The sequence below is a fragment of the Paenibacillus harenae DSM 16969 genome, from assembly GCF_000422465.1.
Lineage (GTDB): Bacteria > Bacillota > Bacilli > Paenibacillales > Paenibacillaceae > Pristimantibacillus > Pristimantibacillus harenae.
Map to the genome: position 1 here is coordinate 542,259 of NZ_KE383842.1, position 23,164 is coordinate 565,422.

The following is a 23,164-nucleotide window of genomic DNA, read 5'->3' on the forward strand; positions in this document are numbered from 1 at the left end:
CCTATGAATTTATCAAGGTCTGCGTCCCATCAGCAGGACAAGCTAAAGCGCAAGAAAAGGCTAAGACGGCTAATGATCGTTAATTTTACGCTGTTCGGCGTTATTATAGCGCTGCTGGGCGCATGGCTCGTCCTGAACCAGGCCGATAAGCTTAAGAGTTTATTCGGCGATTCCGGCAGCGGGAATAAGGAGCAAGCGGTCGGAGTGACGACTGACGGCGGCGGAACGCCGGATGCCATGGATGATGAGGTTTCGAGTGCTCCTGATGATGAAGGCGTTGCCGATACGGATTCAAACGGCGGAGGAAATTCCGATGGCAGGGAGCAGGCCGAAGGTCCGGTGCCGTCCGTTGAAGCGGGCGGCGCTGAGCAAATAAGTCTTTCCTTTGTCGGCGATCTGCTGCTGGGCGAATATGTGAGTGCGGTGATGGAGCGGGAAGGTTACGATTTTCTATATAAGCAGTCCTTGCTGTATCTAAGCGAGCCGGACCTGACGGCAGGTAATTTGGAGCATCCCGTAACGAACCGCGGCATTCCTGCCGAGGGCAAGGATTACGTATTCAAAGGCTCGCCGGATGCGCTGCCCGCTCTGAGGGATGCCGGGTTCGACGTCGTATCTCTGGCGAACAATCACACGCTTGATCAAGGTGTCGAAGGGCTGATGGATACGATGCGGCATTTGGAGGAAGCCGGTATATCGCATGCCGGAGCAGGCGCCAATGATACGGAGGCGTTCGCGCCCGTCATCAAGGAGGTGCGCGGCGTCAAAATCGCGTATATCGGGCTTAGCAAGGTTGTGCCGACCGTGGAGTGGAAAGCGGACAAAAACGTTGCGGGCGTTGCGGAAACCTACGATACGCGGCGTGCGGTCACGGCGATAAGGAAGGCCGAGGAAGAGGCGGACATCGTTGCCGTTATGGTTCACTGGGGGAAGGAAAGGGTGGATCAGCCGAAGCCGTATCAGCGGGATTACGCCAGGCAATATATCGACGCCGGGGCGGATCTCGTAATCGGAAGCCATCCGCATGTGCTGCAGGGGTTCGAGATGTATAAAGGAAAATGGATTGCATACAGTTTAGGAAACTTTATTTTTAGCGCGTTTCCGAAGGGAACGGCGGGCGAAACGGGCGTCCTTGATGCGCTTTGCACCAAAGGCGGCGACTGCGAACTGAAGTTTCATCCCATGTTTACGGTTAATGCGCAGCCGACTCCGATGGAAGCGGAGCCTGCGAAGGAGCTGCTCAACCGGCTTTCGTCCATTTCTTTTGGCGCGAAGCTGAGAGAGGATGGTTCGATCGTTCCCGAATAACGGAAACCGTCCCGAAAGGATGAGGGCATCATGAGAAATCCGTGCGTAGCGCATAGAGGCTGGTCCAGCCGCGCGCCGGAAAATACGATGGCGGCCATTCGACTTGCGGTTGAAGATCCGGCGATCGAATGGATTGAAATTGACGTTCAGCTGTCAAAGGACCGCGTACCGGTAGTTATTCATGATTTTACGCTGCGCCGGACGACGAACGGCAGGGGCGAGGTAAAGAACCTGACGGCAGCGGAGCTGACGAAGCTTGACGCGGGTCATTGGTTCTCGCAAAAATATCAAGGAGAGCCTGTTCCGACCTTGGAGCAGGTGCTTCAAGAGACGATCGGCCGCTGCAAACTGAATATCGAGCTGAAAACCGACGGCAACAGGTACCCTATGCTGGAACAAAAGGTAATTGAGCTGCTGCAAGCTTATGGCGCGGAGAAGGAGGTTGTGCTGACTTCCTTTCATGAGGGTGCGCTGTATCGCGCGCGCAAGCTGTCAGGCACGATCCGGACCGGACTTATTCTAGATGCTTGGCGCCATACGCTGCCGAGAGACATGCATGAGCTTGAAGCGGATTTTTTATCCATCGGGTATTCGCGGTTAAATAAGGATAGAGTTACCGCGCTAAAGGCTGCCGGCATTCAGGTGATGGCGTGGACGGTTAATGAGATTCGCGCTATCCGCAAAGTCTCGGAGCTTGATCCGGATCTGATGATTTGCACGAATTATCCGGATCGCTGGCATGAGGCGATGCGGCTGCGGGCCGTTCGTCAATAGGACAACGAATAGAGACAGGCATAGGCCCCCTGCGCCTGGAAACATCCGAACGCGGGGCGCCGCATGCAATGGAGGTTAATCGGCTGATGGTTGGTTGGATAGAGGAATGGTGGATCAGGCTGTTTGTCGGTTTGCTTGGCAGCGGACTTATTGCGGCGGCAGCTTACCGGCATCGTTCGTTGTCCGGTTCGGGCGCCGTGTCGGCGGTCGTTATGGGGACCGGCTTCGTGACGCTTGGCGAACCGGTCTGGTTCGGCTTGCTGATTGCTTTTTTTGTCTCGTCGACCGTCTGGTCGAAGTGGAAACGCAAGCATCGCGCAAAGGCGGAAGCCGAAGCGAAATATGAGAAGACCGGACGGCGCGACGCCGGTCAGGTCTGGGCGAACGGCGGCGCGGGTTTGCTCCTGTGCGCCGCTCACGCGCTGTGGCCCGATCAGGGCTGGCTGTTCGCGTACATCGGCGTAATGGCAGCCGTGAACGCGGACACTTGGGCCACCGAGATCGGGGCCTTGAGCAGAACGGCGCCGCGCCTCGTGACGAGCGGCAAGCCGGTGGCGCCTGGAACGAGCGGCGGGGTCACGCCGCTCGGCAGCGCAGCAGCGCTCGCGGGCGCCGTGTTCATCGGCGCCGCCGCCGCGCTGCTGTTGTTGGCGGCCCCGCAGCCGGCAGAGGCTGCTGCGGGTACGCCAGGCGGCGGCTTGTTGGCGGTGGCGGTAATCGCCGCGGCCGCCGCCGGCCTGGCCGGGGCCTTCGCCGACTCGCTGCTCGGCGCAACCGGCCAGGCCATGTATCGCTGCCGGGTATGCGGCAGCGAGACCGAGCGCGCCGCGCATTGCGGGAGCGCGGCGGAGCGGGTGCGCGGCTTTGCCGCGCTGAACAACGACAGGGTGAACCTCCTGTCGTCGCTGTTCGCCGGCGCGATGGCTTGGGTCATCGGCGCCGTGCTGCTCTAGCCCTATTCGCAGCCATGGCTCCGAAAAAGCCCTTTTTACTACGCAAAATAAAGGATAGCGGGCATAGAACCGTTGGACAAGCCAAAGGTACTGCAAATATCCATTATAGAACTGAAGAAGAAAAAGCCAAACAAACAAAAAACTGACAATCGACCGGTCCCCGGCTTGATTGTCAGTTTTTATTTATCCGAGCACCAAAGCCCATAGCAGCTTACTTCGTTAACTGCTCCATTTGGCCGATCAGCTCTTCGAACACGCTCATCGCTTGCTCAATCGGCTCAGGAGAGGACATATCGACGCCGGCTTTCTTCAGGATGTTGATCGAGAAGTCGCTGCCGCCGCTCTTCAGGAAGCCGAGGTAGCGTTCGACCGCGGGCTGGCCTTCCTCCAGAATTTGCTTGGAGAAGCTGGTCGCCGCCGAGAAGCCGGTCGCATATTTGTAGACATAGAAGCTGTTATAGAAATGAGGGATGCGCGCCCATTCCATTTCGATATCTTTGTCGATGACCATTCCCGGCCCGTAGTACTGAACGTTCAGATCGTAATAGATTTTGCTAAGCTCCTGCGGCGTAAGCGATTCGCCTTCCTCCGCCCGCTCGTGAACGATTTTCTCGAACTCCGCGAACATCGTTTGGCGGAATACCGTCGTACGGAATTGATCCGCGTAGTAGGTAAGCAAATACATTTTTTCTTTCGGATCCGTCGATTTGCCGAGCAGGTAATCCATCAGCAGCGCTTCGTTCAGCGTCGATGCGACTTCCGCCAGGAAGATCGTATACTGCGCGTCGCGGTAGTTTTGATTCGTGTCCGAATAATACGAGTGAAGGGCGTGGCCCATTTCATGCGTCAACGTGAACATGCTGTTCAGATTGTCCTTGTGGTTCAGGAGCACGTAAGGATGGGTGCCGAATGCCCCCCAGCTGTAAGCGCCGCTTCGTTTCCCCTCGTTCTCGTAAACGTCGATCCATCCGTTCTCGAAGCCTTCCTGAAGCACCTTCAAATAGTCTTCGCCAAGCGGCTTCAAGCTCTCGCTAACCGTTTTCTTCGCTTCCTCGTACGTGATATCCATTTTGAATTCATCGACGAGCGGCGCGAACAGATCGTACATATGAAGCTCATCCAGTCCGAGCAGCTTCTTGCGGAGCTCCATGTACCGGTGCATAAGCGGAAGATGCTTATGGATCGCGTCGATCAAATTCGTATAGACTTCCTTCGGAATGTTATCGCCGTAGAGCGACATTCCGAGCGCGGAGTCATATTTGCGGGCTTTCGCATAAAAAATATTTTTCGTCACGTTAGCGTTTAACGTAGAAGCGAGCGTGTTTTTCAGCTTGCCGTACGTATCGTACATGGCATGGAACGCTTCGCGCCGTACGTCCTGTTTTTTGCTCTCAAGAAACTGTATGTAACGGCCGTGCGTCAGCTCGACTTCTTCGCCTTCTTCGTTTTTCACCTTTGGAAACTTCAAGTCCGCATTATTCAGCATGCCGAAGATCGTGCCCGGCGCTGAGCTGACGTTGCCTACCTGAGCGAGCAGCGCTTCTTCGTTCTTCGATAGGACATGGGCTTTCTGGCGGCGCATCTCTTCGAGCGTATGGCGGAATTTCGCAACGGATTCGTCTTTTATGATTGCATCCAGCTGGTCGTCAGACAGGCTGAGCACTTCCGGAGTAATGAAGGAAAGCGCCTCTCCCGTCTCCACGCTAAGCTTTTTCGATTTGTCGGAAAGCGCCTGATAAGTAGGCTCGGCCGTGTCCTCATGATGCTTCATGTTGGCATATACGTACAACCGCTCCACATGCAGCGACAGCTCATCCTCAAGCTCGAAGCAGGCCTTGAGCTGAGCGACGTCCGCAAGCTTGCCTTGGTAATCGGCCATTTTTTTGATCAGCGCCTTCGCTTCTGTGAATTCTTTGTCCCAAGCGGCCTGGCTTTCAAATAAATCCTCCAGCTTCCAACGGCTTTCCGGTGCAGATTCTGAACGTTTCGGTACGTGATTCATCGAATTCCTCCTTGGTATGGATAAAGTTGGTAAGGCGTGCGGATCTTTCACTGCACCTTCGCTTGCGGGAGCAGCACCCGGCACGAGGCACAAAGCTAGCAGCAGGGTCAGCCATTTCATCCGATTATCACCTCGGGACACAGTTTGCGGATACTATGTCCTGAAGGATTGGAAAATATGCCTGCCGTTTAACGGCTAAACCGAGCCCATCGTGAAAAAGGCGTAAACAATAAGAAAAAACGCAAACGCGATCAACGCGATGGATATCAGCGCAAGAACGCGGCGCATGCCGGGCGGCAAGGAATCCCGTTTCATGATGACGACCGCTCCAAGCGAGAAAGCGGCAATGATAAAAATAAGGGTTGCGGTAGCGTCCATCTGTTAAGCAAGCCTCCTGGGTAAATAAAACTGACGCGTATGCAGGCTGCATCCGCCAAAAGGCAGCATCTGCCGTTCACTTTTGACTAAGCTGGCCTGTGATACGATATGTTCGCCGTTAAGGGTAATTTTTCCTGCCATATCGCGGTGAAAACAGATTAAACCTTCTTTAGCGCGTTCATAATGGCTTCCCGCTCGTCTTCGCGTCCGACGAAGTCGGCAGGGCGGAAGCGGTTCTCCGCCCAGTTCAACATTTCGGGACGGCTGATGAAAGTATGGCTGTCCTCGCCCCATTGATCGGAAATTTCCCTCACAATCAACGTCTTACCTTGTACTTCAACCGTCAGCATATTGTAATTGTCGGTTTTATAAATTTCGTGTTTTTTGAACATGTTTTTTTCCACCCTTTGAGTAGTTAATTATGGTATTCTTATCATCATAGCCATTATGGCGGCTGTAATCAATATGAGCGCGCAAGAAGCAGGACCGGGTTGAGTCGAGATGATATAAGTTGAACGATAGAAACATAAGCGCGGCGCGGTTCAACTTATATAGATGAGATGAGATGAGGAGAGTGCAAGGATGAGCAGAATGAGCTATGAGCAAACAGGCGTTGCCATGACATGCAGAAGCTATGACGAGTATGTCCGGATGTTTGATCTAAAGGACGCTGATTTACGGAACGGAGAGGTGCTTGATGTGGCTGCGGGCGGTTCGTCGTTTACGGCGGAGGCGAACGGAAGAGGCATTCCGGCCATGGCCGTCGATCCCCGCTATGAAGGGAATGCCGCGTTATGGATTTCCGAAGCCGCTCGGGAGATTGATGATTCTACAAAGAAATTAGCCAAGATCGCCCAAGTATTTGATTGGAGCTATTACGGTACCCTGGAGAAACACCGGGAAGGGCGCGAAGCTTCGCTCAGGCGATTCGAGGCCGACGCTTCCGGCAATTTCGGGTTACATAGGTATGTTGCCGGACGGCTTCCGGAATTGCCGTTCGACGACAACCGTTTTTCCCTCCTCTTATGCAGCCATTTCATGTTTCTATATGCCGGCCAGTTCGGACCGGATTTTCACCTCCAATCCGTCATCGAGCTGATGCGGATATGCAGGCCGGGCGGCCAAATTCGGATTTATCCGCTTATCTCCTTGAACTGGGAGCCGTATCCGGAGCTGGATGCTCTCCTCGAAGCGGTTAGAGCTAACGGTGGAAAACCTGAATTATTGCCAACCAGGCTGCCGTTTATTCCTGAATCCGATTATTTTTTGCAGATTTCGCTTTAATTGCTTTTTTTATTTCGAATGGCTATAATAATGCTACTCGCCGTAAAAATACGGCGGTCATATTTAGGAGGTTGTTCAATTGAAAGGTACAGTTAAATGGTTTAACGCAGAGAAAGGTTACGGCTTTATCCAAACAGAGGGCGGAGAAGACGTATTCGTGCATTTCTCGGCAATTCAAGGCGAAGGCTTCAAATCGTTGGATGAAGGGCAAGCGGTCGAGTTCGACATTACTGAGGGTAACCGCGGTGCGCAAGCGGCCAACGTCATTAAACTATAAGAATGAAGCGCGACTGAACAAACGATTGGAGAGGGCTCCCTGGCGACAGGGGCCCTTTTTTAGCGCTTATTCCAGCCTTATATTTTACTGCGGTCCCGTTTTCAGGGCGAGCTTGCTGTATGAACCGCTTCTGAAAATACGGAATAAACGGTTGCGTACTTAGACGAGGGCGCCGACAGGCGTTTCTGCTTGGTTTCATTGACCGGAGCCCGCCCTCGGTGATAAACTGATGCTTGGAAACTTTGTCAGGGGAGCGAGCATAATGAAGTTTAAATTGTTCAAAGACCGTAAAGGGAAGGCCGATCAGGCTAAAAATAACAAGTTCGTGAAGCTTGGGCGCGAAATTTATGTCCAAGCCCGCAGAGGCGGCCCGAATCCGGAGGCCAACTTCGGCTTGAAGACCGCAATTGCGAATGCGAGAGCGGAACAGATGCCGAATGACAATATCGAACGGGCCATTAAGAAAGCCGCGGGAGCGGGCGATGAGGTCGAGTACGAAGAAATAATGTACGAAGGATACGGACCGGGCGGCGTAGCCATTATGGTGAAATGCTTGACCGACAACCGCAACCGTACCGCCGCAGACGTGCGTTCCGCATTCAACAAACGCGGAGGCAATATGGGGGAGAGCGGCTGCGTGTCCTATATGTTCGATTACAAGGGATTGCTTGTCGTTGATCGCGAGGAGCATGAGGCCGACGAGGATACGATGATGATGCTCGCTTTGGAAGCCGGAGCGGAGGACGTTGTCGTGAACGACGACAGCTTTGAGATTTTAACCCATCCGCATGAATTCGAGCAGGTAAAGACGGCGCTTGAGAAGGAAGAGTACACGTTCGCGAATGCCGGCGTCCGGTGGCTTCCGCAAAATATCGTCAAAGTCGAGGGCGAGAACGCGGAGAAGCTGTTGAAGATGATGGACGCATTCGAGGATAACGACGATGTTCAGGACGTTTACTCGAATTTTGAGATTGCCGAATAAATTTTAAACCATTCAAATAAAAAAGCTGTTTCGGCTGCGTGCAGAACGCCGTCGGAGCAGCTCTTTTTTGTGCGTTGTTTTGACTGGACTAACGGTCCGACCGGTTGAAATAATAGCGTGAGAGAAAGCCGGCCGCCGCGATAAGCGCGAATGCGGAGCCCATCTTGAAAAACGATTCCCTGCCGAAATTTTCATAAATAAATCCGCCGAACATGCCGCTGATGACTCCGGCAAGCCCGGTCCAAACGACGGCATAGACGGCTTGACCGGATGCGCGGTATTCGTCCGGAATAATCTGCGATAAATAACGGAGCGCTGTAGAGAAATAAATACCGAACGATATACTGTGCATGGCTTGCGACACGATCACCCAGCGCGGATCCTGAATGTCGCTGAGCAGCCAGAGCCGGACCGCGTACATAATGGACGCGATCATGAGCAGCGGAAGTTCTTTGAATTTATGACCATACTTGCCCAGCAAGAAGAGAATCGGAATTTCACTCATCGCCGACACCAGCCAGGCAAGTCCGACAAGCGAATCGCTGGCGCCCATTTGCCGCATCGTGACGGCAAGGAAGCCCTCGTACATCCGGTGGGGAATGGAAACGGTAAGGATGATTAAGAAGAATAATACGACATCCCGCCGGCGGATCAGCTTAAAGAAGCCCGAGAAATCGATTTTGCGCGCGCTGCCCTGGTAATCTTTGATCCGTGTAGTCAAAGCCAAGGTGATGGCAATCGTAGTCAGCGCAAGCGGCATCGTCCACTGAGAGCCGATCTGCTTCAACAGAAGCCCGAACATATAAGCCGATACCGCAAAGCCGAGCGACCCGAAAATCCTGATAAGCGCATAGGGCGTGCCCGTGTGCTGGCTTGACAGCAGCAGGAGACTATCGCTGAGCGGATTAATCGGCGTTTGAAAAAAATAAAAGCCCATCATGACGAGACACACAATCGCGAAATGTTGAACCGGAAATAACAATGAAATCATGACGAGCTGTCCGAATAATAACAGCATCAGCAGCTTTCTTATCGTTCTAAACTTATCGCTGGCGATGCCGAGAATAATGTTGGCAAATATCGATATGAAAGGCCCGGTAGAATAGATGATGCCGATTTGCTGCTCGGAGAAGCCGCGGTCCAGGAAGTACAGCGGGATAAATGAGACGACCATCGCTTGCGTCGAATAAGCGGAGTAGCTGAATATTCGCAGCCAGAACGTTTCTTTGCGCGCCGTAGGTGATCTCTCCGCTTTAGCTGTAGGGGTTGTGTCCATTATGAAGCTCACTCCATCTCTGTCTTGAAAAAACAGTATCTGATCAGTATATCACGAATTTGCAGTCCGACCAATGAGATTTGCAGCTGGATTATTGCGGGGTGAAATGGTACATTAAGATGTGGAGGTTCACAATGGGAGCATATCGTTTTGAGTGGAATGAACGGCTTCGGATCCGTCTTCCCGTGCTGGAAGCGGAATGGGAGCAGTATGAGCCGTCAGCGCAGCAGGCGATTGTGGAGCAATGGGAGCTTATAAGAGGAACGATTCCGGACCGGGTCATGGAATATGAACGGCTCATCAACGCGATGCAAGCGCAGCTGTTCGATGAAGACAGCTTCGAGCAATCTTGTATATTAAATTATAATATTGCCGATTATGCGAGTAGGATCAATGATTTGCATATTTGGTACCGCATCGATCAGCAGTTGGAATCACGCCGGCATTCATGAACTTGATTTATAGGAGGGTGCGTCGTGAGATTGACCACTTTATCAGGCAGCCGTGTGCCCCAAGGCGCGCTAAAACTCATGCATCGCGTTTATAAATATGTTCTTCCCGATGTGGAGCGTGAGCTCGGGCAGCTCCGCAGGCTGGCCGAAGGGATCCCCGATCCCGAACTGCGTACGCAAGCGCTCAGCAGTATGGACAGCAAGAAGTTTCATTGCCAAGGCGGGGGCGTATATGCGGCGGCTAATTTGGAGCATAGGCATATTCTGATACCGCTTATTGTAGCGCTGCAAACGATAAGCGATTATTTAGACAATTTATGCGACCGCAGCACATCGCTGGATGCGGATGACTTTCGCCTGCTGCATCAGTCCATGCTGGATGCCGTCAATCCGGAAGCGCCTCTTCAGGATTATTATGCGCTCAGGTCGGAGAAGGATGACGGCGGTTATTTGCATCATCTCGTCCGGACCTGTCAGCTTCAGGCGGCGACCTTGCCTTCCTACGGAAGCGTTCAGCGTCATGTGACGGAATTAGTAGGGCTTTACGCGGACCTGCAGGTGTACAAGCATATCCGCAAGGATTTGCGGGAGACGCAGTTGCTTGCCTGGTGGGAGCGTCACCGGGGCGATTATCCGAATCTGCAGTGGAATGAATTTGCCGCAGCGACAGGGTCGACGCTCGGCATGTTCATGCTTTTTCTGGCAGCTAGCGAGGAAGGATTGTCCGAACAGGATGCCGCTGCGGTCAAGGGCATTTATTTTCCGCATGTATGCGGCCTACATATCCTGCTCGATTATTTAATTGATCAAGAAGAGGATCATGCTGGCGGCGATCTTAATTTTTGCAATTATTACGAAGATGAGTCACAGCTTGCCAATCGGATCGGACTTATCGTCATTCGGGCGAGAGAGGATGTCGAGAAGCTTCCGGCGTCCCGATTTCATCGTATGATCATCGAAGGTCTGTTAGCCTTGTATTTATCGGACCCAAAGGTCCGCCATCAGGCGGATGTAAGAGATGTTTCAAGAAAGCTTATGAAGAACAGCCCGCTTACGCGCCTGTTTTTTCTCATAAACAGCATCTGGATTCGGAAACAACGGGCTTAACTATAATTACTATCATGTGGAGGAATGAACCATGTCTGCAGTCAAATCAATCGCAGTACTGACAAGCGGAGGAGATTCGCAAGGAATGAACGCAGCTGTCCGGGCCGTGGTGAGAAGCGCGCTTTTTCACGGTTTGGACGTATACGGCGTGCAACGGGGTTACCAAGGTCTCATTAACGATGATTTGCGCCAAATGGATTTACGGAGCGTCGGCGATATTATCCAGCGCGGCGGCACGATTTTGCAAACAGCCCGCTGCAAGGAGTTTATGACTGCGGAAGGCCAGCGGCGCGGAGCGGAAGTGCTGCGTGAAAGAAGCATTGACGGTCTGGTTGTCATCGGCGGCGACGGTTCCTATCAGGGAGCCAATAAGCTGAGCAAGCTTGGAATCAAAACGATGGGTCTGCCTGGCACGATCGATAATGACATCCCTTTTACGGATATGACGATCGGCTTCGATACGGCGGTTAGCATCGTAGTGGATGCGATTAACAAGATTCGCGATACCATGTCTTCGCACGAGCGTTCTTCGGTCGTAGAGGTTATGGGACGCCATTGCGGCGATATCGCGCTTTATGCCGGTCTTGCAAGCGGCGCCGAGACGATTTTGGTTCCTGAGGTGCCATTCGAGCTTAGCGAAGTGGCTGAACGCATGAAAACAAATTTTGCCAGAGGCAAGCGCCACAGTATTATCGTGGTAGCCGAAGGAGCCGGCAAAGGGGAAGAGGTTGCGAAGCAAATTACGGCTGACTGCGGCATCGAGCCTCGCGTAACCGTCCTTGGGCATATTCAACGCGGCGGAACGCCGACTGCGGTTGACCGTATTCTGGCAAGCCGTCTCGGCGATTACGCGGTAAGGCAGCTGATGGAGGGCAGCTCGGGTCAAGCGTGCGGCGTTGTGCGCGGAGAGCTGGTTATGACGGACATTGATACGGTCGTAAATACAAAGAAGCCTTTCGACATGAGCATGTACGAATTGGCGATTCGTCTATCTCAATAGGGAAGTGACTGACATCATGTTTCTATACAAGATCGAAATTGAGCTTTCGGATCGAATGGCTTACCTTGTCATCCTGGCGGATTCCGACGAGAAGGCGTTTAGCGTCGTGGAGAGTCACGTAGAACGCCATTTTATCAAAAAGCCGGTCATAAGCTCCATCGCCCTTGTCGAGAAGAAGAGGATCGAGAACGGCAACGGATATCTCATTGAAGGAGCTTTACATTAACCAAAAAATGTCCATCTGCGTAGAGTGCGCGGATGGACATTTTCTTATATATCGGTTATTTGTACGCAACGCCGGGCGAATATTTGTTGCCCGCATTCCAAAGCAGATATTCTTTGACATCGGTGTCATGCAGCGCTTTGATTTGAGCTTCAACTTCAGCTTTGCCATATTTGAGGTAATGCCCCCGTCCAAGCCAGCTTGCGGTGAAATCCTGAATCCACGGCCGGATAATCGGCTTGAGCTCGCCGGTGGGGTCTAGCTTCTTATGCGTGTCGAGCATAGCCCCTTTGATCGTTTCATACGGGCTTTTGTCCGGATCTGCCTGCTTGAACCATCCGGCGCTGTAATGGCTCGGATAAACCATCGGAGAAATGACATGGGCATCATTCGAAATTTTTACGAAATCCTGTCCAATGCCTTCTGCAGCAGGGACGGATGCCGCATAACCGAAAATATCGATCGATACGCGTACGCCGAGCGGCTCTAGCTGCTCCCTCGCATATTTGACGAATCCGGCAACCGCATCGACCCGGCTTTGCTCCGTTTTATTAAAGGTCAGCGAGTCCGCTTTGTTCTCAAAGCCTTCCGGGAAACGGACGTAGTCGAATTGGATTTCCTTGAAGCCGAGCTTAGCGGCTTCCTTCGCGACGGCAACGTTGTATTCCCATACCTCCTTGCGGTACGGATTGACGAAGCTCTCGCCTCGGCCGTTCTTCCATATCGTTCCGTCCAGGTGCAGGAACGACAATTCGGGCTGCTTGCGCGCCAGCACGGTGTCCTTGAAAACGACGATCCGCGCGATCGGATAGATGGCATGCTGCTTCAACGTCGTTATCAGCCCGCCGATATCGCGAATGTACTTCTTGGATTCGCCGGTTTCCAACAGTTCGGGGGTTGTCGTCGGATATGTAATATATCCGTAATCGTCTTTTATATCAATAACCATACTGTTGAGTTCCGTATCGTCTACAAGCTTTAATAATGATTCCATACGCGCTCCGCCCGCGCTGTGTGCCGTGACGTAGATCCCTTTAATCAGCGGCGCGTCCGGCTGCGGGTCCTTCTTAACGCTGGCCGCGGCTGCTTCTACCTTTCCCCCGCCATATCCGTGGCGCATATCCGGTTTAATAATCGTTTGGCCGGCTGCGGCGTTCAGGTAAGCGACAGCGAGCTGCTTGGCAGCGAGACTGTCCTCTCCGCTACCGGTGAGCAAGTTGCACAGCAGCAGCAAAACCGATATGATGTTGTCCATTTTGCTCTCTCCCCGTCAGCTATTCTGTTCAAATTATAAAGCAGATATAGTGTCTGGGTCATTAACTTTTTTTATTAGAAGAACAAAAAACCAGCCGGTTTGCGTCGGCTGGTTCCATAAATAATCTTTGTACATCCCGCATTGTCATTGTAACAAAGCTTCTCTCTGCTGATTGCAAATACTGTGCTGCACAATTTCCATGGCATCCGCCGGCTCCAACAAGGCAAGGCCGTCGCGCAGTACGATGCTGATATCCATTTCACGTTCCGTGAGAAAAGGACTGAGCTCTGGGGCAAGCCTCTCTACAATTTGAGACAATTTGACCGTTTCCAAATCCATTGAGCATCACCCTTTCATATTCATGTTCAGGGGAAAGCATATGGCAAGAAACCAAAAATCTGCGGGATACACACATTATAGCAGGATCAATTTCAAAAACATAGGGATAAGGAGGAAATTCCATGATTGCGTAGATCGGCTAATCTTTGGGCCTTGAGAAGTCGCCGATAACGCCGACGGTTTCAACAATGTTAATAAAGGCATTCGGATCTATCGCCGTAATCGTTTTGCGGAGATCGGCCAGTTCATACTTGGTCCGAACCGTCATCAGCATATCCCGTTCGGCCGAGGAGTAGGCTCCCCGCGTTTTCACAATCGTAATGCCTCTCGGATGCTTGAGCAGCTTTGCAAGCAATTCTTCGGTTTTGGTGGTGATAATGAATGCGGTCAGCTTCACGTGACGCACATAAATAAGATCAACGACTTTTCCTGCCGAGAAGATGGCAAGCAGGGAGTATAACGCAGAGTCCCAATTTTTTGTGAACAAAACCAATGCTGCGATGACCGATCCGTTTAACATAAAAATGATCATGCCGACAGGAAGGTCGCGCTTTCGCGTCACAATCGAAGCCACAATGTCAAAACCGCCGGAGGAGCCGCCGTACCGCAGCATCAATCCTCCCCCGAAGCCGATAATAACGCCGCCGAAGACGGCGCCGAGCAAGAGATCGTTCGCAATTCGGATGACCGGTATGATCTGAAGAAAAAGTGTGGAGGCTAATACCGTGTAGACGCTCCAACAAATAAAACGGCGGCCTACTGCAAACCACCCCCAGATCAGGAGAGGCACATTTAATATCAAATATAACCAGCCGATATTGCCGCCGGTCAAATACCCGATCATCATGGATATACCCGAGACGCCGCCGCTAAGAAGCTGATGAGGTATGAGAAATATATTAAATCCGACCGCGACGAGAAAAGCTCCAGCAGTCATGACGGGAACGGTATACAGATAACGCAGCGTACGGAGTTTCATGGGAATTCCTCCAATTGGCCAGACGGATAGTCCGGTGCTATGTTTCATAAATAGTATGGCTTTCATTGGATAACTGGTATTCACGATTGAATGTGTGCTATAATGATTTGGATATTCTTAAGTAGGCTGCAGATAGAAGGAGTTTGAGAAAAGTTTGAAAACATTTGCTGAATTTGGTTTGGAACCAAAAGTGTTGCAAGCAATTACGGAGCTTGGCTTCGAGGAATCTACCCCGATCCAGGACAAAGCGATTCCCATTGCAATGGCAGGAACGGATTTAATCGGCCAAGCGCAGACGGGTACAGGAAAGACGGCGGCATTCGGAATTCCGCTCATCAATAAAATTCCGACAAGCGAGGAACGCATTGTCGCATTAATAATGACGCCAACCCGTGAACTCGCAATCCAGGTGGCTGAAGAAATCGGGAAGTTGACTCGATACAAAGGTCTTCGCTCGCTGCCGATCTACGGCGGACAAGAAATTGGCCGTCAAATCCGCGCTTTGAAGAAGAAGCCGCAAATTATTATCGGTACGCCAGGACGTCTCTTGGACCATATTAACCGCAAAACGATTCGTCTTGAAGATGTTCAGACGGTCGTATTGGACGAGGCGGACGAAATGCTGGACATGGGCTTCATGGAGGATATTCAATCCATTCTGAAGCAAGTGCCGGAAGAGCGTCATACGATGCTGTTCTCCGCAACCATGCCGCTCAACATTCAGAAATTGGCCCAACAATTTTTGAAAAACCCGGAGCATGTATCGGTTATTCCGAAACAGATTACCGCGCCATCGATTGAACAAGCTTATATCGAAGTGCATGAACGTCAAAAGTTCGAAGCGCTGAGCCGTTTGCTTGATATGGAATCCCCGGAACTCGCTATCATCTTCGGTCGTACAAAACGTCGTGTCGATGAGCTAAGCGAGGCGCTCCAGAAACGCGGATATTCTGCTGACGGATTGCACGGCGACTTGTCCCAGAATCAGCGGGACAGCGTAATGCGCAAATTCCGTGACGGAAGCATTGATGTTCTTGTCGCTACGGACGTAGCTGCACGCGGCCTCGATGTATCCGGCGTGACGCATGTCGTTAACTTCGATCTACCGCAGGATCCGGAGAGCTACGTACACCGTATCGGTCGTACAGGCCGTGCCGGCAAGGAAGGTACGGCTTGGTCCTTCGTGACGCCGCGAGAGATCGATCATCTTCATTTCATTGAGAAAATCACTCGCCAGAAGATGAGCCGCAAGCCTCTGCCAAGCATAGCGGAAGCGATTGAAGGCAAGCAGCGGGTAACGGCGGAGCGAATTCTCGATATCGTGAACAGCGATGAATTCTCGGAATACAAAGCTATTTCCATTCAACTGCTGGAGCAATACGATTCCGTTCATCTTCTAGCGGCGGCGATCAAATTGCTGACGGGCGAGAAGAAGAACGTGGATGTGGAATTGACACCGGAAGAGCCGCTACGCGCGAAGAAGCGCAGACCGGATATTCGTTCCAACGGACGTCCTTTCAACCGCAGCGGCGGAGGCTCGTCATACGGCGGCAACCGCGGAGGAACTGGCGGCGGCGGTTATCGCGGACGCGATGACAGACGCACCGGCGGAAGCACGCGCGGCGGCTATGAGAACCGCGGCGGAAGCGGCGGCGGATACGGCACCAAGAGAACCAGCGAAGGACGTACGGAGAACCGCCGTCCGAAGAGCAGCTCAGAGGGCTACATCAATAATTAATTGAAGAACCGAGGAAGTCCGTGATGCCTTCCGGGCATCGGGGCTCCTCGGTTTTTTTCAAATTAGTCCGGCTGGAACAATCACAACATTCTGGAGGCAGATTCGATGGAACCAAGAGGGCTGATGGGTGGATTTTACCGTATTTCCGAGTGGATCATGCGGTTGTCGGTTATCAATGTATTATGGTTACTCTGTTCAATTCCATTCGTATTTTTCGCATGGGGATTATTGATGTCGGCAGATGTCAGTCAAGTGTATTCTGCGCTTATCGCAATGGCAGTCGTTGCGCCTTTCACTTTGTTTCCGGCTACAGCGGCCATGTTTACGGTCGCGCGCAAGTGGGTAATGGGGGAAAGCGACGTAGCGCTGTTTAAGACGTTTTTCCGAGGTTATAAGGAAAACTATAAACAAAGCATGCTCGGCGGAATCCTCTATACGATTTTGTTCGCCATTATGATCGTCGATTTTATTGTTTACCGCGAGCAATTGAATTTGCTTTCCTATATTTTCATAGCTTTCCTGGTGCTATTGATCGTATCCTTATTCAACTTCTTTTCTATGCTTGCTCATTATCATATGAAAACGTTTCAATTGCTGAAAAATGCGATTCTCATTACAATCGGCAGACCGTTTCGTTCATTATCGACAGCGATTATGGCTGGGGCAGTCATGTATTTCAGCACAAGATTTACGTTCCTTATTCCTTTCTTTATGGGCAGTATCATCGCTTATTTGTCCTTCTGGAACTTTCATTTGATTTACCAGAAGCTTCAGGATCAAGCGGAGAAAGCGCGATTGGCGGAAGAAGAAGAGGCGGAGAAGGCTGCCGAGATGGACCGGGAAGATCTGTTGAAGGAAAATTCGAACGGGACCAATAAATAACATCGGGCCTGCGTTTACTTTTGTATTTTTTCGGTCTATAATAACTATACCTCCTGCGATGTTCGTTACGGCTTTGCGCTGTTTTGAACCAATGGCTGTTTCACGGGAGACCTAAATCGAAGCGTAGCTGACATGCCCCCGAAAGGGGACCTCAAAAGCGGTTCTGCGGTCACCCACCTGCGTAAGCGGGTTCAGAAACAAGTGAGTCGGACGGCATAGGCGGGTTCAATTGATCTAAGAAAGAGCATTTGCCGGTTAAATCCGGTGATAGCTCTTTTTTCATTGGACAAATCATGGTATCATTAAGAGTAATGTACATAGATGCCGGAGGGGGAGATCGTTGTTGTTGAAGCGGACCTTGATCGGGCTGCTGCGCAGTCATGAACAGACGGGCGATAAAGCCAAGGATCCATTGCTCAAATCTCATTTCTACAAGCTCTCGAAGGATAAGGCTTGGGAAGAAGTAATATCGACTCTTAAGAAGATGCAAGGCTATAAGGTGCTTCACGAGGTGCAATCGGTAGGGGAAATTGTGCTTGAGAAGCGTACGGCATTCGGAAGGACGATGGACATTACGGTATCCGTCATTAGCGTCAATCCTCTTCAATCGGCGGTCGACATTTATTCCGCCTCCCGCGGCTCATTAGGAGATCTTGGCTCTAACTATAGGGTTATCCTGGATTTGTACCGAACGCTGGATAAGAAACTTGCTGCATTTAAAGTGAATAGTTAATAAATAAACAAAGCGAGGAAGGTTGTCCTTCTCTCGCTTTGTTTGCAGTCTATGCCTATTATGGATAATTATACGAGCGACTTCACCGCATTGACGGCTTGCTCGTAATTAGGGTGTTCCGTCATTTCAGGAAGGTACTCGGCATATTGAATTTTGTCGTTAGCGTCGATGACGAAGATAGAGCGGTGATCAAGACCCAGCTCCTTGATGTACACGCCGTAAGCTTCGCCGAAGCTGTGAGCTTTGTAATCGGAGAGCATAACGACCTTATCGACGCCTGCAGCTCCGCACCAGCGCGCTTGCGCGAAAGGAAGGTCGACGCTGACGGTCAGTACGATTACGTTCTCTCCAAGCTTGCTTGCTTCTTCGTTGAAACGGCGCGTCTGAGCATCGCAAACGCCTGTATCGATGGAAGGAACGACGCTGATTAATTTCACTTTCCCGGAAAAGTCCTTCAATGAGACAGCTTCCACCAGCGATTTGTTAAGCGTGAAATCAGGAGCTTGGTCTCCCGCTTTCAATTGAGGTCCAATTAATGTGATCGGGTTGCCCTTGAAAGTAGCGGCCCCATTACGTTCTTGTGACATTGTAAGATTCCTCCTCTAAAAGTTATGGTCAATACCAGATTTATTATAATCGTTAGGAATCGGCCTTGTCCAATTATTGGAGAGAAAAGGAGATGTGCGATGATCTTTCTGCGCTATGAAAGCTTCCGTTCCTATTTACGGCAATTTCCGGTTACTTCCGCGTTAATCGCATTAAATTTGATTTATTTTATCGTAATTGCTATTAATGGAAATCCAAACGAAGTTTACCATGCCGTAAAGTTCGGCGCATTTGTAACCCATGCCGCAGGTGATCCGTATGGAATGTTGGAGCCGTGGCGTTACGTGACCTCCATTTTCATGCATTCCGGACTGGAGCACTTGCTTTTCAATATGTTTGCTTTGCTTGTATTCGCGCCTCCGCTGGAAAGGCTGCTGAAGCCGGTCAAATACACGATTTTTTATTTCCTTTGCGGCTTTGCCGGCAATGCGGCCAGCGCTTTCATTGGCGATATGACCAATGATCCCGATGTGCACGTAGGCGTAGGGGCGTCAGGAGCCATTTACGGGATTTACGGCGCCTATTTATTTATATCCCTTCTCCGTAAGTCGCAGCTGGATGAATCGTCGAGGAAAACGGTGTATACGATTCTAATCTTCGGCGTCATTTATTCCTTCCTGGTCCCTCAGGTTGACCTGTGGGCGCATGCGGGAGGCGCTATTGCCGGCTTTCTGCTTTATCAAATTTTCGATCGAACTAAAGCGCCGAAAACGCGCTACCGGACCTGAAGAATATATATTTACTGGGAGAGAAACGAATCGGTATGGAACTTCGTCAGCTTCATTATTTTGTGAAAGTAGCAAAGAAAGAGCATGTAACGCAGGCTGCGGAGGAGCTGCATGTTGCGCAATCGGCGGTTAGCCGGCAAATTCATCAGCTTGAGGAAGAGCTTGGCGTTAAATTATTCGTTCAGAAGGGGAGGAATCTTCAGCTTACTCCCGTCGGGCAATTATTTCTGAAGCGCGCGGAGGTCATATTGGCGGACCTTGAACGGGCAGTGACTGAGATTCACGAATTTCTTGATCCGGAGAAAGGTGAAATCAGGCTGGGCTTTCCGCACAGCTTAGGGATCTCGTTGATCCCACAGGTAGTCGCCGCGTTCCGCAAGCTGCATCCGAACGTAAAGTTCCGGTTTAAGCAGGGAATGTATCCTACGCTTATTCGGGATATGCTCAAGGGCGATATCGATTTGGCTTTTATTTCGCCCTTTCCCGATGAACATGAATTCGTATGCGGCGAGGTGCTGCTTACCGAGGAACTGTATGCGATTCTGCCGCCGGGTCATCGATTGTCGGAGAAAGAGTCCATTAAATTAAGAGAGCTGGAGGAGGAGAACTTCGTATTGTTCAGCGAAGGGTATTCTTTGAGGCCGATTGTATGGGAAGCTTGTCAGGAGGCCGGATTTACGCCTAAGATCGGTTTTGAGGGTGAAGAGACGGATACCATCCGCGGATTAGTCGCGGCCGGGATGGGGGTAAGTCTGCTTCCGGAAATGGCTCTTCATTATACGGGGCAGCTTCAGCCGGCAAAGGTAAGGGTGACGGAGCCGGAGGTAACCCGAACCATTGGACTGATCAGGCGTTCGAATGAAAAGCTGCCGCTTGTCGCTAAAGTGTTCCATAGCTTCCTGATAAGTTACTTTCAAGACCGGGTTCTAAGCTGATAAGGAACAAAATAGGAAGGAGCTGTTCATTTGGTCATTGCGACCAAAACGGAACAGCTCCTTTTTTATTCCTCCCTGCTTCCGGCAACGAAGATCATAATATATCTGACAAGCTCCAGCAGCGACAGAAGCGCGGCTGCTACATACGTTAAAGCTGCTGCATTCAACACCTTGGCGACGCCGCGTTCTTCATCGTTCGTAATGAAGCCTTCCGCGACCATAATGTCTCTCGCGCGGCTGCTCGCATTAAACTCGACGGGCAGCGTAATGAGCTGGAACGCGACGGCAACCGAGAAGAATATGATGCCGAGGCCGATCAAATTAAATGCGGAGAACAAGATGCCTGCAATGAACAAGAAAGGCGCAACGCCGGAAGCGAAGTTCACGACCGGGAAAATGCGGTGGCGCAGAACAAGCATCGGATAATGTTCGGAATGCTGTATCGCGTGGCCGACCTCGTGACAGGCTACGGATACGGCTGAGATCGTGCTTTCGTAATACACAGGTTCCGACAGCCGGACAACGCGGTGAATCGGGTCGTAATGATCGGTAAGAGAGCCTCGTACCGGCTCGATCGGCACATCGTGCAGGCCGTTGGCGTCCAGCATGCGTCTGGCTGCTTGATAGCCGGTTAAGCCGCTGTTCGCTGGTACACGGGTCCATTTCTTAAAGGTCCCTTTTACTCGGAATTGTGCCCAAATCGTCATAATAAACGCGAGTATCGTCAAAATAAAAATCAACGTCATTGAGTCATTCCTCCATAGTTGTAATGTATAAATACGTTACATGAGGGAGCTCTTGTTAATCAGGAGCATAAGCGCTTCGATGCAAGCGGCTGTTTGAGGCATTAAACGCGTATAAATGTGATTGGCTTGTCGCGGCTTTAAATTTTTAATAACCGGCTCCAATTCCTTAACCTCGCGCTCCAACTGGCTCAAATGATGCTGCAGGTCAGTCAGCTTGCGTGAAACCTGCTCCTCCGGCGTTATTCGGCTCCAGCTGTCTATCGTTGCTTTTATCTCATCTAACGTATATTTATCTTTTTTCATTTGTTCAATACGTTTCAGCCTCTCCAACGTTTCATCTGCATACAGTCGGTAATTTTTGGCTGAACGCTCCGCAGGTTCGATTAAACCGAGAGTCGTGTAATAATCAATTGTCCGCGGACTGATGTTTGCAAGCTTGGACAGCTCACCGATTCGATACATATTCATATCCTCATCCTCCATTCGTACCGCTCTTTTCAATATCTCTTAATGATAATAGTAAAGGAACCATACAGTCAAACGTGTTACATATATATGAAGGATGTGGATAGGCAATGCCACTATCATAGGAATCTATTCCTATGATTACAAAAAATGCGAAGAATAAAACCGCTTTTTGGGCGTTTTTTGAGCAGACAGGTTTAAAAACTTAACGTTCGTGTTAGATTTAATGCCGAACGTTAGATTTTTTCAAAAAAATAAGGGAAAACATATTGTCAAATTGAGCACTACTGACTATAATGACATTAAGTCTTTCTTCGTATGTAATAAAACATAACATTTAGGGAGTGGTCGTAATGATTAAGAAAACAATGTTAGCTTTGGGGATCTTCACCTTGCTGTTTCCGGTAGCGGCTTTCGCAGAAGATCCTTCCGCAGCAACGTTGAACATGGGGCTAAACACGTTGTGGGTTATGTTGTCATTCATTCTCGTATTGCTCATGCAAGGCGGATTCATTCTTCTTGAAACGGGCTCCACCCGCATGAAGAATGCGGGTCATGTAGCGGGTAAAACAATCTTCACGACAGGTTTGGCCGCACTTATTTATTGGGCGTTCGGTTACGGCATTGCATTCGGCGGCGACAGCGCGGTAAACGCGCTCTTCGGTTGGGGCAACTTCTTCTTCGACCCGGCGGTGGCGGCAGGCGAGGGCGATAGTTACCCAAGCACCGTATTCTTCCTTTTCCAATTGGCGTTTGCAGCTGTATCGCTGTCGATTGCATGGGGCGGTTTCGCAGAAAGAGCAAAGCTTTCTTCTTATATCGTATTTACCGTTTTCTTCATTGCTGTTATTTATCCGGTTGTCGCTCACTGGATCTGGGGCGGCGGATGGCTGGCTGAAGACGGCGCGCAGGACTTCGCAGGCTCGACAGTCGTTCACTTAACAGGCGCGCTTGCGGCATTCGTAGCGACCGTATTGCTTAAGCCTCGTATCGGGAAATTTAACAAGGATGGTTCTGCAAACGAAATTCTGGGTCATAACCAAGTTTTCACTGCGCTTTCCGTATTGCTGCTGTGGGTAGGCTGGTTTGGATTCAACGCGGGCAGCACAGTATCGGTCGGCGACGGATTTCTGGGATTTGTAGCTTTTAACACGATGCTCGGCGCCGGCGCCGGCGGCGTGGCTGCACTGCTTATTTCTTGGGCGATGACAGGTAAAGCGGATATTACGACAATGCTTAACGGTACGCTTGCGGGTCTTGTCGCCATTACGGCATCCTGCGCATTCGTCGATCCTTGGGCTGCAGTCGTTATCGGACTTGTAGCGGGCGTTCTTGTATATTTCAGCGCGAAGTTTTTTGAGAAAATTAAAGTTGACGATCCGATCTATGCATTGTCCGTTCACGGTGCTGCAGGGATCTGGGGTACGCTTGCTAACGGTATCTTCGCAACTCAAGCGCTTGCCGACAAAGTTGGCATAGGTACAGGCGGCTTGATCGATACGGGCAGCTGGAAGCAATTGTGGGTACAATTCGAATCCGTTGTCGTCGTAGGCGCATTCGTTCTGGCCGCATCGTTCCTCGTTCTTGGCGTGATGAAACTGATCATGGGCTTCCGTGTTACGGAAGAGCAAGAAATTATCGGTCTTGACCTTAGCGAGCATGGGGCTTATGGTTATCCTGAGCAAATGAAAAAAGCAGGTCAAAACATGTAGGGATAATTAATGCGAACATGATGGACTGAC

The 23,164-nt window shown here is 50.9% G+C and carries 26 protein-coding genes and 1 other RNA gene; 17 read left to right on the top strand and 10 right to left on the bottom strand.

Annotated elements, in window-relative coordinates; translation table 11 throughout:
- Positions 1-3 precede the first annotated feature (3 nt).
- From H581_RS0112580 to H581_RS0112590, 3 genes are all read left to right on the top strand, one after another.
- Positions 4-1,308 (top strand): CapA family protein, encoded by a 1,305-nt coding sequence (locus H581_RS0112580; RefSeq protein ID WP_028610297.1) that lies wholly within the window; start codon positions 4-6, stop codon positions 1,306-1,308.
- Positions 1,309-1,338: 30 nt separating this feature from the next.
- Complete coding sequence (locus H581_RS0112585) at positions 1,339-2,082, top strand: glycerophosphodiester phosphodiesterase (protein WP_028610298.1); 744 nt, start codon at positions 1,339-1,341, stop codon at positions 2,080-2,082.
- 68 nt (positions 2,083-2,150) lie between these two features.
- Positions 2,151-3,035: a DUF92 domain-containing protein gene (locus H581_RS0112590; RefSeq protein ID WP_245600032.1), complete on the top strand. Its 885-nt coding sequence runs from the start codon at positions 2,151-2,153 to the stop codon at positions 3,033-3,035.
- A 211-nt stretch (positions 3,036-3,246) separates the two neighbouring features.
- On the opposite strand, the gene pepF is transcribed toward H581_RS0112590, so the two are convergent.
- From pepF to H581_RS0112605, 3 genes are all read right to left on the bottom strand, one after another.
- A complete protein-coding gene (gene pepF / locus H581_RS0112595) occupies positions 3,247-5,037 on the bottom strand; it encodes an oligoendopeptidase F (protein ID WP_028610300.1) in 1,791 nt (596 codons plus the stop codon).
- Positions 5,038-5,232: 195 nt separating this feature from the next.
- Positions 5,233-5,415: a hypothetical protein gene (locus H581_RS0112600; protein WP_028610301.1), complete on the bottom strand. Its 183-nt coding sequence runs from the start codon at positions 5,413-5,415 to the stop codon at positions 5,233-5,235.
- A 158-nt stretch (positions 5,416-5,573) separates the two neighbouring features.
- Positions 5,574-5,807, bottom strand: a complete 234-nt coding sequence (locus H581_RS0112605; protein ID WP_028610302.1) for a hypothetical protein — start codon at positions 5,805-5,807, stop codon at positions 5,574-5,576.
- A 190-nt stretch (positions 5,808-5,997) separates the two neighbouring features.
- Here H581_RS0112605 and H581_RS0112610 point away from each other — a divergent pair, with 190 nt between their 5' ends.
- The 3 genes from H581_RS0112610 to H581_RS0112620 all read left to right on the top strand — a co-directional run bounded on the left by H581_RS0112610 (position 5,998) and on the right by H581_RS0112620 (position 7,958).
- Positions 5,998-6,699 carry a class I SAM-dependent methyltransferase gene (locus H581_RS0112610; RefSeq protein WP_028610303.1) on the top strand — a complete coding sequence of 234 codons (702 nt, stop codon included), beginning with the start codon at positions 5,998-6,000 and terminating at the stop codon, positions 6,697-6,699.
- A gap of 79 nt (positions 6,700-6,778) precedes the next feature.
- A complete protein-coding gene (locus H581_RS0112615) occupies positions 6,779-6,976 on the top strand; it encodes a cold shock domain-containing protein (RefSeq protein WP_028610304.1) in 198 nt (65 codons plus the stop codon).
- Positions 6,977-7,238: 262 nt separating this feature from the next.
- Positions 7,239-7,958, top strand: coding sequence for a YebC/PmpR family DNA-binding transcriptional regulator (locus tag H581_RS0112620; protein WP_036718545.1), 720 nt, complete (start codon positions 7,239-7,241; stop codon positions 7,956-7,958).
- 88 nt (positions 7,959-8,046) lie between these two features.
- Here H581_RS0112620 and H581_RS0112625 read toward each other — a convergent pair whose 3' ends face one another.
- A complete protein-coding gene (locus tag H581_RS0112625) occupies positions 8,047-9,234 on the bottom strand; it encodes an MFS transporter (RefSeq protein WP_028610306.1) in 1,188 nt (395 codons plus the stop codon).
- A gap of 134 nt (positions 9,235-9,368) precedes the next feature.
- Between H581_RS0112625 and H581_RS0112630 the strand changes: the two genes are divergently transcribed.
- The 4 genes from H581_RS0112630 to H581_RS0112645 all read left to right on the top strand — a co-directional run bounded on the left by H581_RS0112630 (position 9,369) and on the right by H581_RS0112645 (position 12,019).
- The gene (locus H581_RS0112630) at positions 9,369-9,686 is read left to right on the top strand and encodes a hypothetical protein (RefSeq protein ID WP_028610307.1); all 318 of its coding nucleotides are present in this window, start codon (positions 9,369-9,371) and stop codon (positions 9,684-9,686) included.
- A 78-nt stretch (positions 9,687-9,764) separates the two neighbouring features.
- Positions 9,765-10,793, top strand: coding sequence for a tetraprenyl-beta-curcumene synthase family protein (locus tag H581_RS0112635; protein WP_051251003.1), 1,029 nt, complete (start codon positions 9,765-9,767; stop codon positions 10,791-10,793).
- A gap of 31 nt (positions 10,794-10,824) precedes the next feature.
- Positions 10,825-11,793, top strand: coding sequence for a 6-phosphofructokinase (gene pfkA / locus H581_RS0112640; RefSeq protein WP_028610309.1), 969 nt, complete (start codon positions 10,825-10,827; stop codon positions 11,791-11,793).
- Positions 11,794-11,809: 16 nt separating this feature from the next.
- Positions 11,810-12,019, top strand: a complete 210-nt coding sequence (locus H581_RS0112645) for a DUF3906 family protein (protein WP_028610310.1) — start codon at positions 11,810-11,812, stop codon at positions 12,017-12,019.
- A gap of 55 nt (positions 12,020-12,074) precedes the next feature.
- Here H581_RS0112645 and H581_RS0112650 read toward each other — a convergent pair whose 3' ends face one another.
- The 3 genes from H581_RS0112650 to H581_RS0112660 form a co-directional block, all read right to left on the bottom strand.
- Positions 12,075-13,271, bottom strand: a complete 1,197-nt coding sequence (locus H581_RS0112650; RefSeq protein WP_028610311.1) for a putative glycoside hydrolase — start codon at positions 13,269-13,271, stop codon at positions 12,075-12,077.
- A gap of 144 nt (positions 13,272-13,415) precedes the next feature.
- Entirely contained in the window at positions 13,416-13,610 is a 195-nt protein-coding gene (locus H581_RS0112655; protein ID WP_028610312.1) for a hypothetical protein, read from the bottom strand.
- A 139-nt stretch (positions 13,611-13,749) separates the two neighbouring features.
- Positions 13,750-14,589: a YitT family protein gene (locus tag H581_RS0112660; RefSeq protein ID WP_036718547.1), complete on the bottom strand. Its 840-nt coding sequence runs from the start codon at positions 14,587-14,589 to the stop codon at positions 13,750-13,752.
- Between the two features lie 154 nt (positions 14,590-14,743).
- On the opposite strand from H581_RS0112660, the gene cshA reads away from it, so the two are divergent.
- The 4 genes from cshA to H581_RS0112675 all read left to right on the top strand — a co-directional run bounded on the left by cshA (position 14,744) and on the right by H581_RS0112675 (position 17,942).
- Positions 14,744-16,327, top strand: a complete 1,584-nt coding sequence (gene cshA, locus H581_RS0112665; protein WP_028610314.1) for a degradosome RNA helicase CshA — start codon at positions 14,744-14,746, stop codon at positions 16,325-16,327.
- 105 nt (positions 16,328-16,432) lie between these two features.
- On the top strand, positions 16,433-17,209 hold the full coding sequence (locus H581_RS0112670) for a YesL family protein (RefSeq protein ID WP_028610315.1): 777 nt from the start codon (positions 16,433-16,435) through the stop codon (positions 17,207-17,209).
- Positions 17,210-17,256: 47 nt separating this feature from the next.
- Positions 17,257-17,439: non-coding RNA, 6S RNA (gene ssrS / locus H581_RS37135), on the top strand.
- A 113-nt stretch (positions 17,440-17,552) separates the two neighbouring features.
- A complete protein-coding gene (locus tag H581_RS0112675) occupies positions 17,553-17,942 on the top strand; it encodes a DUF1499 domain-containing protein (RefSeq protein ID WP_084134569.1) in 390 nt (129 codons plus the stop codon).
- 68 nt (positions 17,943-18,010) lie between these two features.
- Here the strand turns inward: H581_RS0112675 and tpx are convergent, their stop codons facing one another.
- Complete coding sequence (gene tpx / locus H581_RS0112680; RefSeq protein ID WP_028610317.1) at positions 18,011-18,529, bottom strand: thiol peroxidase; 519 nt, start codon at positions 18,527-18,529, stop codon at positions 18,011-18,013.
- A gap of 99 nt (positions 18,530-18,628) precedes the next feature.
- Here tpx and H581_RS0112685 point away from each other — a divergent pair, with 99 nt between their 5' ends.
- Together H581_RS0112685 and gltC are read left to right on the top strand one after the other, a co-directional pair.
- Positions 18,629-19,276, top strand: a complete 648-nt coding sequence (locus H581_RS0112685) for a rhomboid family intramembrane serine protease (RefSeq protein ID WP_028610318.1) — start codon at positions 18,629-18,631, stop codon at positions 19,274-19,276.
- A 35-nt stretch (positions 19,277-19,311) separates the two neighbouring features.
- A complete protein-coding gene (gene gltC, locus H581_RS0112690) occupies positions 19,312-20,211 on the top strand; it encodes a glutamate biosynthesis transcriptional regulator GltC (RefSeq protein ID WP_028610319.1) in 900 nt (299 codons plus the stop codon).
- Between the two features lie 65 nt (positions 20,212-20,276).
- Here gltC and H581_RS0112695 read toward each other — a convergent pair whose 3' ends face one another.
- Together H581_RS0112695 and H581_RS0112700 are read right to left on the bottom strand one after the other, a co-directional pair.
- Entirely contained in the window at positions 20,277-20,957 is a 681-nt protein-coding gene (locus tag H581_RS0112695) for a zinc metallopeptidase (RefSeq protein ID WP_028610320.1), read from the bottom strand.
- Positions 20,958-20,993: 36 nt separating this feature from the next.
- Positions 20,994-21,425: a MerR family transcriptional regulator gene (locus H581_RS0112700; RefSeq protein WP_051251005.1), complete on the bottom strand. Its 432-nt coding sequence runs from the start codon at positions 21,423-21,425 to the stop codon at positions 20,994-20,996.
- Positions 21,426-21,775: 350 nt separating this feature from the next.
- Between H581_RS0112700 and H581_RS0112705 the strand changes: the two genes are divergently transcribed.
- The gene (locus H581_RS0112705; RefSeq protein WP_028610322.1) at positions 21,776-23,134 is read left to right on the top strand and encodes an ammonium transporter; all 1,359 of its coding nucleotides are present in this window, start codon (positions 21,776-21,778) and stop codon (positions 23,132-23,134) included.
- Positions 23,135-23,164: the final 30 nt, after the last annotated feature.

Coding starts and splice junctions, on each gene's coding strand:
- H581_RS0112630 (WP_028610307.1), top strand. CDS start 9,369: ATGGGAGCATATCGTTTTGAGTGGAATGAACGGCTTCGGATCCGTCTT.
- H581_RS0112650 (WP_028610311.1), bottom strand. CDS start 13,271: ATGGACAACATCATATCGGTTTTGCTGCTGCTGTGCAACTTGCTCACC.
- H581_RS0112600 (WP_028610301.1), bottom strand. CDS start 5,415: ATGGACGCTACCGCAACCCTTATTTTTATCATTGCCGCTTTCTCGCTT.
- tpx (WP_028610317.1), bottom strand. CDS start 18,529: ATGTCACAAGAACGTAATGGGGCCGCTACTTTCAAGGGCAACCCGATC.
- H581_RS0112685 (WP_028610318.1), top strand. CDS start 18,629: ATGATCTTTCTGCGCTATGAAAGCTTCCGTTCCTATTTACGGCAATTT.
- H581_RS0112635 (WP_051251003.1), top strand. CDS start 9,765: ATGCATCGCGTTTATAAATATGTTCTTCCCGATGTGGAGCGTGAGCTC.
- H581_RS0112605 (WP_028610302.1), bottom strand. CDS start 5,807: ATGTTCAAAAAACACGAAATTTATAAAACCGACAATTACAATATGCTG.
- H581_RS0112590 (WP_245600032.1), top strand. CDS start 2,151: ATGGAGGTTAATCGGCTGATGGTTGGTTGGATAGAGGAATGGTGGATC.
- H581_RS0112660 (WP_036718547.1), bottom strand. CDS start 14,589: ATGAAACTCCGTACGCTGCGTTATCTGTATACCGTTCCCGTCATGACT.
- H581_RS0112625 (WP_028610306.1), bottom strand. CDS start 9,234: ATGGACACAACCCCTACAGCTAAAGCGGAGAGATCACCTACGGCGCGC.
- H581_RS0112645 (WP_028610310.1), top strand. CDS start 11,810: ATGTTTCTATACAAGATCGAAATTGAGCTTTCGGATCGAATGGCTTAC.
- H581_RS0112695 (WP_028610320.1), bottom strand. CDS start 20,957: ATGACGTTGATTTTTATTTTGACGATACTCGCGTTTATTATGACGATT.
- pfkA (WP_028610309.1), top strand. CDS start 10,825: ATGTCTGCAGTCAAATCAATCGCAGTACTGACAAGCGGAGGAGATTCG.
- H581_RS0112585 (WP_028610298.1), top strand. CDS start 1,339: ATGAGAAATCCGTGCGTAGCGCATAGAGGCTGGTCCAGCCGCGCGCCG.
- pepF (WP_028610300.1), bottom strand. CDS start 5,037: ATGAATCACGTACCGAAACGTTCAGAATCTGCACCGGAAAGCCGTTGG.
- H581_RS0112620 (WP_036718545.1), top strand. CDS start 7,239: ATGAAGTTTAAATTGTTCAAAGACCGTAAAGGGAAGGCCGATCAGGCT.
- H581_RS0112705 (WP_028610322.1), top strand. CDS start 21,776: ATGATTAAGAAAACAATGTTAGCTTTGGGGATCTTCACCTTGCTGTTT.
- H581_RS0112580 (WP_028610297.1), top strand. CDS start 4: ATGAATTTATCAAGGTCTGCGTCCCATCAGCAGGACAAGCTAAAGCGC.
- gltC (WP_028610319.1), top strand. CDS start 19,312: ATGGAACTTCGTCAGCTTCATTATTTTGTGAAAGTAGCAAAGAAAGAG.
- H581_RS0112670 (WP_028610315.1), top strand. CDS start 16,433: ATGGAACCAAGAGGGCTGATGGGTGGATTTTACCGTATTTCCGAGTGG.
- H581_RS0112655 (WP_028610312.1), bottom strand. CDS start 13,610: ATGGATTTGGAAACGGTCAAATTGTCTCAAATTGTAGAGAGGCTTGCC.
- H581_RS0112700 (WP_051251005.1), bottom strand. CDS start 21,425: ATGAATATGTATCGAATCGGTGAGCTGTCCAAGCTTGCAAACATCAGT.
- H581_RS0112610 (WP_028610303.1), top strand. CDS start 5,998: ATGAGCAGAATGAGCTATGAGCAAACAGGCGTTGCCATGACATGCAGA.